The following is a 1681-nucleotide window of genomic DNA, read 5'->3' as shown; positions in this document are numbered from 1 at the left end:
TAGATCCGGCAGCTCTACACCCGTACATGTGGGTGTGCAAACCACACTATTATAGCGCGGATTACAATTTCTACAATTTCCCGTATGCTTTTGGGCTTCTGTTCGCGAAAGGCTTGTACGCAGAGTATCTCAAGCGCGGGGAAGCTTTTGTTGAGCAATACGACAAGCTCTTGTCCGTAACAGGCAAAATGAGCGTTGCGGATGTAGCAGCCATCATGGATGTTGATGTACGCTCAGTTGATTTCTGGCGGAACTCTCTCTCGTTGGTTGCAAAAGATATCGACAAATTCGTTGAGCTCGCGTCTGCTCGCTTGAACTAAATAGGAAGAACGTCCGCTATGTCATGAGCGGACGTTTTTTATTCATGCTGCAAAGCGTTTTTATGCGCATAGGGAACAGAGGGGAAGGAGAAAGTAAGAAAAAACAGATGAGGTGATTACGTGGTAAACGGATTGCAGTTACTCGACCTATTACGGGAAACGGAGAACAAGATGCTGCATCTACATAGAGCCATCGACAGAGTAAGCAGCGAGCCGGATTTCAAGGAGTCTGTCAGTGTTCTTACCGTAGTCGTTCGTGATTATCAACTTCAGCTCGACAAAATGAAGCAAGCGTTGGGCAAAATCGAAATCGGAGGGCAACAACAGCAGCAGCAGGCCCATAATAGCGAAATACATTAGGCAAAGAAAGACAAACAGCCCTCGAACTGCTGCAAAGGCAGATAGGGCTGTTTGTTTTCTTATTTGTGTAGGAAAGCTTACTGGAAATTAGCGTAACGCTTCACACCGTAAAACGGATAGAGCTTATGCATGTATTCGACTTTGCCATAGCGAACATCTTCGCCATTCGCATGCACGATTGCTCCATTACCCAGATAGATCGCTACGTGGGACACTCGTCCTTTTCCAAGAGAATCGTAGAACAAGAGATCACCAGGCTGAGCTTGATCAAGTGACACTTCTTGACCGCCGCGGAATTGATCTTCAGAAGTGCGAGGAAGTGTAACCCCAAGCTGCTCAAAAACGTATGAAGTAAAGCCACTACAATCAAAGCCATTCGGGGTGGTTCCGCCTAAGACGTATGGTGTATTGAGCAATGGCTCAAAAATTTCCTTCATTCGACCCAGATCTTCTGCATTTACCTCGGCAGGCAGCGAAACACTAGAAGTGAGGTTTGGACTGAGGAACTCTGTAGAAACGTATGCTTCACGATCTTCGAATTCGATTTTCGTCCATTCACTACCCGTTTCTACGACTTCTACAATGGAACCGAAGCGTAGCTTGCCTAACACCTTTGCGTCAGTCGAAGGCTTTTTACGCACATTCAGCACATCACCAGTGACGCGGGCTTTTTCACCAGCTGTTAGTTCTTTAGACTCAGTGGTAGCGTTATCATTCTGATCGACGGCTACATCGGAAGGAATGTCAGTCGCAATGGAGTCAGAAGTGCTTGCACCATGAATTGACAAAGTTTGTCCAATTGACAATCTATCATCATTCAGTTGGTTCCATTGAATGATTTGATCCACCGTGACCTGATGTTCGCGAGCGATCTTGCTCAACGTATCACCTGCTGATACCACATATGCCGATGAGGAAGCATGGGCAGCAGTAGGCAGCAGAGTGAAGAGGGTGAGGAAGGTTAGTAGCCTCGAAGTCTTTTTCATGTCATCGTCTCCACC

General features: G+C 46.6%; 2 protein-coding genes and 1 pseudogene. 2 read left to right on the top strand and 1 reads right to left on the bottom strand.

The genetic code is table 11. The features are described from left to right. Both C7R94_RS29465 and C7R94_RS29460 read left to right on the top strand, forming a co-directional pair. A pseudogene (locus C7R94_RS29465) lies at window positions 1–320 on the top strand (M3 family oligoendopeptidase); the annotation flags it as partial. A gap of 120 nt (window positions 321–440) precedes the next feature. Then, window positions 441–680, top strand: a complete 240-nt coding sequence (locus C7R94_RS29460) for a hypothetical protein (protein ID WP_106786021.1) — start codon at window positions 441–443, stop codon at window positions 678–680. 77 nt (window positions 681–757) lie between these two features. On the opposite strand, the gene C7R94_RS29455 is transcribed toward C7R94_RS29460, so the two are convergent. Beyond that, window positions 758–1681 (bottom strand): C40 family peptidase (locus tag C7R94_RS29455; protein WP_233220710.1); only part of this gene is annotated, 924 nt, incomplete at its 5' end.

It is taken from the genome of Brevibacillus sp. NRRL NRS-603, from assembly GCF_003013445.1.
In the GTDB taxonomy this organism is placed as follows: domain Bacteria; phylum Bacillota; class Bacilli; order Brevibacillales; family Brevibacillaceae; genus Brevibacillus; species Brevibacillus formosus.
Note: the sequence above shows the minus strand (reverse complement) of the source record. Positions and strands in the feature narration are given on the sequence as shown.